The 6,316-nt window shown below is 46.4% G+C and carries 7 protein-coding genes; 6 read left to right on the forward strand and 1 reads right to left on the reverse strand.

Going from position 1 to position 6,316, the window contains the following annotated elements; all coding sequences use genetic code 11:
• The 3 genes from B3182_RS06105 to fae all read left to right on the forward strand — a co-directional run.
• On the forward strand, positions 1-674 hold a 674-nt coding region (locus B3182_RS06105), incomplete at its 5' end, for an ATP-grasp domain-containing protein (RefSeq protein ID WP_292751976.1).
• Positions 664-1,542: a triphosphoribosyl-dephospho-CoA synthase gene (locus tag B3182_RS06110; protein WP_292358223.1), complete on the forward strand. Its 879-nt coding sequence runs from the start codon at positions 664-666 to the stop codon at positions 1,540-1,542. The genes B3182_RS06105 and B3182_RS06110, both read left to right, overlap by 11 nt.
• Before the next feature lie 118 nt (positions 1,543-1,660).
• The gene (gene fae, locus B3182_RS06115; protein ID WP_014705284.1) at positions 1,661-2,179 is read left to right on the forward strand and encodes a formaldehyde-activating enzyme; all 519 of its coding nucleotides are present in this window, start codon (positions 1,661-1,663) and stop codon (positions 2,177-2,179) included.
• Between the two features lie 41 nt (positions 2,180-2,220).
• Here the strand turns inward: fae and B3182_RS06120 are convergent, their stop codons facing one another.
• Positions 2,221-2,916 (reverse strand): HisA/HisF-related TIM barrel protein, encoded by a 696-nt coding sequence (locus B3182_RS06120; protein WP_292358225.1) that lies wholly within the window; start codon positions 2,914-2,916, stop codon positions 2,221-2,223.
• Positions 2,917-2,938: 22 nt separating this feature from the next.
• Here B3182_RS06120 and B3182_RS06125 point away from each other — a divergent pair, with 22 nt between their 5' ends.
• The 3 genes from B3182_RS06125 to pabB form a co-directional block, all read left to right on the forward strand.
• Complete coding sequence (locus tag B3182_RS06125) at positions 2,939-3,934, forward strand: ATP-grasp domain-containing protein (RefSeq protein ID WP_292358226.1); 996 nt, start codon at positions 2,939-2,941, stop codon at positions 3,932-3,934.
• Positions 3,927-4,970: a hydantoinase/oxoprolinase family protein gene (locus tag B3182_RS06130; protein WP_292358227.1), complete on the forward strand. Its 1,044-nt coding sequence runs from the start codon at positions 3,927-3,929 to the stop codon at positions 4,968-4,970. The genes B3182_RS06125 and B3182_RS06130 overlap by 8 nt, the downstream gene beginning before the upstream one ends.
• Positions 4,971-4,979: 9 nt before the next feature.
• Positions 4,980-6,316: aminodeoxychorismate synthase component I (gene pabB / locus B3182_RS06135; RefSeq protein ID WP_292751978.1), on the forward strand; the 1,337-nt coding region annotated here is incomplete at its 3' end.

Here is a 6,316-nt window from a genome sequence, read left to right on the forward strand (position 1 = left end):
TTGCCGAATTAGGTGTGCCGGTTCTGAATCCCGCCCATGCCATTGAACTCACAGTCGATAAAGCGCGAACGTCATTAAGACTCCATCTGGCGAATATCCCTTCTCCACATACCTGGGCTTGCGAAAGCCGCGAACAGGCATTGCAAATTGCCCGCGAAGAATTCGCCAAAGGGTTCAGCCTGGTCGTTAAACCGTTATTTGGTTGTCAGGGGAAAGGCATACAACGCCTTGATGCGTTAGCACAACTGGATAATCTCTCAGTAGTTGGTGAGGCTTATTATCTTCAGCATTATGTGGCACCGGCTCAAATCGGTTGCTGGCAGGACTGGCGCTTGATGGTGGTCAATGGAGAAGTCATTGCGGCCATGACTCGTCGCTCGAATCACTGGATAACCAACTTTGCTCAAGGTGCCAGCTGTTTTGCCAGTACAGTGCCCCATGAAATGGCACAACTTGCTATCAGAGCGACGGCTGCGGTGGAAGCACCTTATGCCGGCGTCGATCTGATTCAGGATCCGCAAGGCCAATTCAGTGTATTGGAAGTCAATAGCGTACCCGCCTGGAAAGGCTTATATCAGGCAACAGGTATTGATATTGCTGCTCGACTTGCAACAATGGTTGCTTCTCATATTCAGCAAACCAGACAGGTATCTCTCCCCGAACATGCTAGCTGAACAACAGATTGCTGACAGTGTCCGTTGGGCCTGTGAGCAGGAAGTCAACGCTCCAAAACCCGGCAATGTAAATGTCTGGAGTGACGGACATAATATGGCTGTGCAGGACTTTCTCTCCAGTGCTGCAGCAATTGCGCCGGTAATGGCGCAACCCAATCTAAAGGTTGGCGAACGGATTTTGCAGTCCATTAAAGCTACCCGTAAAGTCGTCGACTGTAATACCAACCTTGGTATCGTATTATTATTTGCCCCGTTATGTGATGCAATTCAGCGATGTTCCAGCTTTGATCAACTATCTTCAGAGCTTGAAAAAACCCTAGCGGCTTTAACCATTGAAGATGCCCGTCTGTGTTATGAAGCGATTCGGTTGGCTGATGCGGGCGGAATGGGTCAGCAAGCTGAAGAAGACATACATCAACAGCCAAAAGTCACCCTGCGAAAAGCGATGGAATTAGCGCAAAATCGAGACACAATCGCCTTGCAATATGTAAATAACTACCAGCAAGTATGGGATATCGGCTATAAACAATTGACAGAAGCGTTGAAATGTGGGGAAAAGGTTGAATGGGCCTCCACAATCGCGTATCTTTACTTACTAGCACGTGTGCCGGATACGCTAATTATCAGAAAGCAATCCCGGCATATCGCCCAGACAGTGGCACAGAAGGCACAGTTATTTATTTTAAAAATGAATAAAAATAGACCCTTAAGCAAATCAACAGCCGAGTTGACCGTCTGGGATCAAGAATTAAAGAGTCACGCCATAAATCCCGGAACCTCCGCAGATATGACCGCAGCAGCATTGCTGCTATTTGCGTTCGAGCAGGCGTTTGATTCAAACCGAATTTCAGTAGCACGATGCTTATAGCGGGCGGCACTGAGCAGGTGATACGTTCCTTTATTACGTATAAACCTCAATCTCACATAAAAAGGTTGAGGAAAAAATGAGCCTTTTTGACAATTTTTTTGGAACAGGAAAATATAACATGCCAGTTATCGATCGCGTACTTGTAGGTGAATCCTTAGTCATTGAAGATGGTGACTTAGACAACGTTGCTCACATTGATTTATTAATGGGCCCACGTGGTTCAGCAGCAGAAGATGCTTTCTGCCGCACTATGACCGACCAGAAACAAGGTGTTAACGGCCTGTTGGCTGTGGTTGCACCTAACCTGATGGTCAAACCAGCTACCGTTATGTTCAATAAAGTAACCATCAAAAACATGAAACAAGCAGTGCAAATGTTTGGCCCTGCACAACGTGGTGTTTCTGTTGCGGTTGCTGAGTGTGTTGAAGATGGCACTATCCCTCTCAGTGAAGCTGATGATTGCTTCATTTGCGTTGGTGTATTTATCTCACCAACTGCTGACAGTGATGAAAAAATCCAGGACTGGAACTACCGTGCAACTAAAGAAGCTATCAAACGTGCAGTAGCTCGTGAGCCTAAAGCGGCTGACGTTGTTGCACAATACAAAGCTTCTGAACACCCATTTGGTGCTAAGTAAGTTTTAGACTGATGTCAATGCCGCCCTTCGGGGCGGCATTTTCAGTTCATTATCTGGCGTACTGTATCGACGCCAAGCCTGCCTTTGTGTAAAGCACTGGCAATCAAAGCCCCTTTGATTTGGTTTTTTGCCAAATTCATTAAATCTTCTTCCCCACGCACACCACCCGCCGCAATTAATTGCGCACCAGGCTTAATCATTTGAATTTTATTCAGTAACTTTTCATCTGGCCCACTATCCATCCCCACCGTATCCAGACTCATCACGATAATAGTTTCAGGCCATAAATCTACACGCGTTAACAAATCATGTTGACCCAATAACTGTCCCTGCCGAAAATCCAGCGATAATATAAATTCCGTAGGTTGCAACGTGGTTAACAATTGAAGATCCTGCAGAGTCTCACTCCCTAATACCGGCTTAATATTTGGTATATCACACCAGAACTGCCAATCATTCAGAGTACGGATGCCCGCATCCAGCCAGATGGTTAATTGTGGAAATAGCCGGTGCAGTTGCAAATAAAACGCTTTATCGATTTTTCCAATTTCGATTGCATCCAGATCCGCAATATAAATATCGGTAAACGCATACCATGTCAGTAACTGTTTAATCACCGCATTTGGATAGACACTGGAGGTTAATTGCGATTTAAGCGGCTGATAGTGATCACGCCTTCCACCTTGTGCATGTACGACCTTCCCCCCCATCAGATCAATGACCGGTATAATCAACACTTCTTTAAGTAACCTCAGAAAAATGAACTTAGTCGTCTACGAGCATATCACCAGTGGCGCATTGTGTGACGAGCAGTTACCCCCATCGCTCTCACATGAAGGCGAAATGATGCTTTCTGCCATTGTGCAGGATCTTCTCCGGCTGGGTCAGATTCATATCACTATCCTTAGAGATAAGCGACTTAGTGAGTCTGACTGGATGAAGACCTCCAGTATCACGATAAAAACTTGCGCTAGTCGCCAGGAATTTGATCAAAATTGGCAGTATTGTTTAAAAAACCTTTCGTTTTTTTTACTGATTGCTCCCGAAACCGATAATATTTTATTGTCCCTGCAACAGCAGGTTATCGCTGCGAACAATCTCTATCTGGGGTGCTCAATTGAGGCAACCAGCTTTTGTACGGACAAAATTCAATGTTCTGAGCAACTGCTGAAAAAAGGCATTGCTACACCAGTGACTTTATCAGCTGCCGATGGTTTATTAGACCAGTGCCTGCTCGACCAGCCTTATGTCGTCAAACCTCAGGACGGTGCCGGTTGTCTTGATACTCTCAAATTTGAATCGATACAACAAACTCGACAATACCTGATAGGTCTGCCTAAAGAGGTACGAAACAAACTGATTGTGCAACCTTACCTTGATGGCCCGGCCTTGAGCATTAGTTTGTATGTGGGACAAAATAACATCGAGTTACTGTCAATTAATCAGCAATTAATCGAACAACAGGCACAACAATTTGTCTTTCATGGGTGTCAGGTAAACACTATTGCGACACAGCAATTTACTGACCAGCAGGCAATGCAGCTTGCCACTTTGATTGATCAGGCGATTGCAGGATTATCCGGCTACGTTGGTATCGATTTTATATTAACTAAGCAAGGGCCAGTGGTGGTAGATATTAACCCCCGATTGACAACAGCCTATGTCAACCTTGCAGCCAATAAACAGCGTAACCCTGCCCTGCCGTTATGGCAGCATCTACAACGTTTTCAGCAACAAGAAGCATATTATGCATAGACAAGAAAAAGGCTGTTTCACCGGCTGGGATATTGGTGGAGCACACTTGAAAGTAGTTCGCTGTAATAATCAGGGCGAACTATTACAGGCGCTTGAACTGCCCTGCCCACTTTGGCGGGGCAAAGAAGCGCTGCGCAAGGCTATTCGTCTGGCAGTTGATACGCTGAACAATGAATTGGATCAACAACTTGTTACCATGACCGGCGAACTGGCAGATTGCTTTGCTGACCGAGCTTCCGGTGTATCGGAAATTCTGGCCTGTATAGCTGAATATTTTCCAACTGATCGGGTTTCGGTATTCAGCAGCAATGGCTGGTTAAGTCAGGAACAAGCCCGCACTCACTGGGATAAAGTAGCTTCGATGAATTGGCTGGCCAGTGCCCAGTTAGCCGCTACAAATTATCCAGCAGGACTTTTAATTGATTGTGGAAGCACAACCACCGACATTATTACACTTAATCAATCTCAGCCACAATTAACCGCATATGATGATCAAGGCCGGCTAAAAAGTGGTGAGTTACTGTATACAGGTGTTATCCGTACCCCCTTGATGGCTATCGGGCAGAAGCTGCCGTTTCGTGGAGAGTGGCAAACTATCACGGCTGAATTATTTGCGACTACTGGGGATTGCTGGCGGCTGCTGGATAAAATCAGTGCTACACAGATTAATGATAGCAGTGCGGATGGCAATGATTGGCAAACCGAAAACTGCCAACGCAGATTAGCTCGAATGCTGGGAACCGATGCCAATTTGTTTACAGCAGAAGACTGGCAGAATGTCGCAATATGGTTTTCTGAACAGCAAATCCAGCAGATCCATAATGCCTGCTTACAGGTATTATCCGCTCACTGTGATCTTGATAAACAAGCACCGGTGATTGGCGCAGGTGCTGGACGATTTATCGTCAGCCAGATTGCTGAGCGTTTACAGCGTCCATATGTTGATTTTGATAGCCTGCTTGACTCACATGAAACCGCCGCGACATATGCCCCAGCCAGCGCACTCGCCCTTCTAGCCCAGAGGCAGTTCACGTAAAATACTGTGATGAATTCTCAATTGCCGCCTTTATGTGCCGAGCTTCCCTATCAAATAGACAGTGCCACACTGTTTGCTGCTATTCGTGATTTGCCGTGGGCGGTTTTCCTGGATAGTGCCATTACCGAAGGCGATAATGCCCGCTTCGATATCATCGCGGCAGATCCCTTTATTACGCTGCAGACCACCGGTCAAACAACAACTATTGACTATCGAACTGCAAATAGCCTGAATTCGGCGGACGATCCCTTTTTGTTGTTGCAGACTGTGCTGAAAAAATATGCTCAGCAGTCAACCGAACTGCCCTTCTGTGGGGGTGCCATTGGGTATTTCAGTTATGATCTGGGCCGCAGAATTGAAAGCCTGCCTAGTCTGGCGGTAGATTCGGAACAAATACCGGAAATGGCTGTTGGCATTTATGACTGGGCAGTCATTAATGATCATCAGCAACAGCGCTGCTGGTTAGTCAGTTATGGTGTTGACCCTTTCACTCATCAGCAATGGTCAGATTTACTCAGCCGACTACACCAAATGCCAATCACTGACTCCACAAGCTTTAAAGTGACCGGCGAATTACGTTGCAACATGGATCAACAGGCCTATCAAACGGCCTTTGAAAAAATAAAAAACTATATTACCGATGGGGACTGTTACCAGGTCAATCTGGCCAAACGTTACGAAGTAAATGCTGAAGGGGATCCCTGGATTGCCTATCAGCAGTTACGAAAACAGAATGCCGCACCTTTTTCAGCCTTTTTAGCAACGCCTCAGGCAGCGGTATTAAGTTCATCACCGGAGAGATTATTACGGGTCAAAAATAATCTGGTGGAAACCAAACCAATTAAAGGCACACGTCCACGGGATTTGCACAATGCAGAGCGCGACCGCATGCTCGCCCGGCAATTACAGGACAGCCTCAAGGATCGCGCTGAAAATGTAATGATTGTTGATTTGCTACGCAATGATCTGGGGAAAGTCTGTGCACCAGGTTCCATATCCGTGCCATCTCCTTTTGCGCTCGAGTCTTTTGCTACCGTACATCACCTGGTCAGCACTATTACCGGGACACTGGCTGAAGATCAGGATGCTGTCAGCTTATTAAGAGCCTGTTTTCCTGGGGGATCCATTACCGGTGCACCCAAACTGCGCTCGATGGAAATCATCGAAGAACTCGAACCGCAACGCCGTGGGGTCTATTGTGGCAGCATTGCTTTTATTGGCTTTGACGGCAATATGGACAGCAATATTACGATTCGTACATTGGTATTCAGTGATAATCGTCTGCGTTTCTGGGCTGGTGGCGGTATTGTGGCGGATTCCGAACTGGAAGCCGAATATCAGGAAGT

Source organism: Methylophaga sp. UBA4204 (assembly GCF_002379485.1).
In the GTDB taxonomy this organism is placed as follows: Bacteria; Pseudomonadota; Gammaproteobacteria; order Nitrosococcales; family Methylophagaceae; genus Methylophaga.

Coding starts and splice junctions, on each gene's coding strand:
- B3182_RS06125 (WP_292358226.1), top strand. CDS start 2,939: ATGAACTTAGTCGTCTACGAGCATATCACCAGTGGCGCATTGTGTGAC.
- B3182_RS06130 (WP_292358227.1), top strand. CDS start 3,927: ATGCATAGACAAGAAAAAGGCTGTTTCACCGGCTGGGATATTGGTGGA.
- fae (WP_014705284.1), top strand. CDS start 1,661: ATGCCAGTTATCGATCGCGTACTTGTAGGTGAATCCTTAGTCATTGAA.
- B3182_RS06110 (WP_292358223.1), top strand. CDS start 664: ATGCTAGCTGAACAACAGATTGCTGACAGTGTCCGTTGGGCCTGTGAG.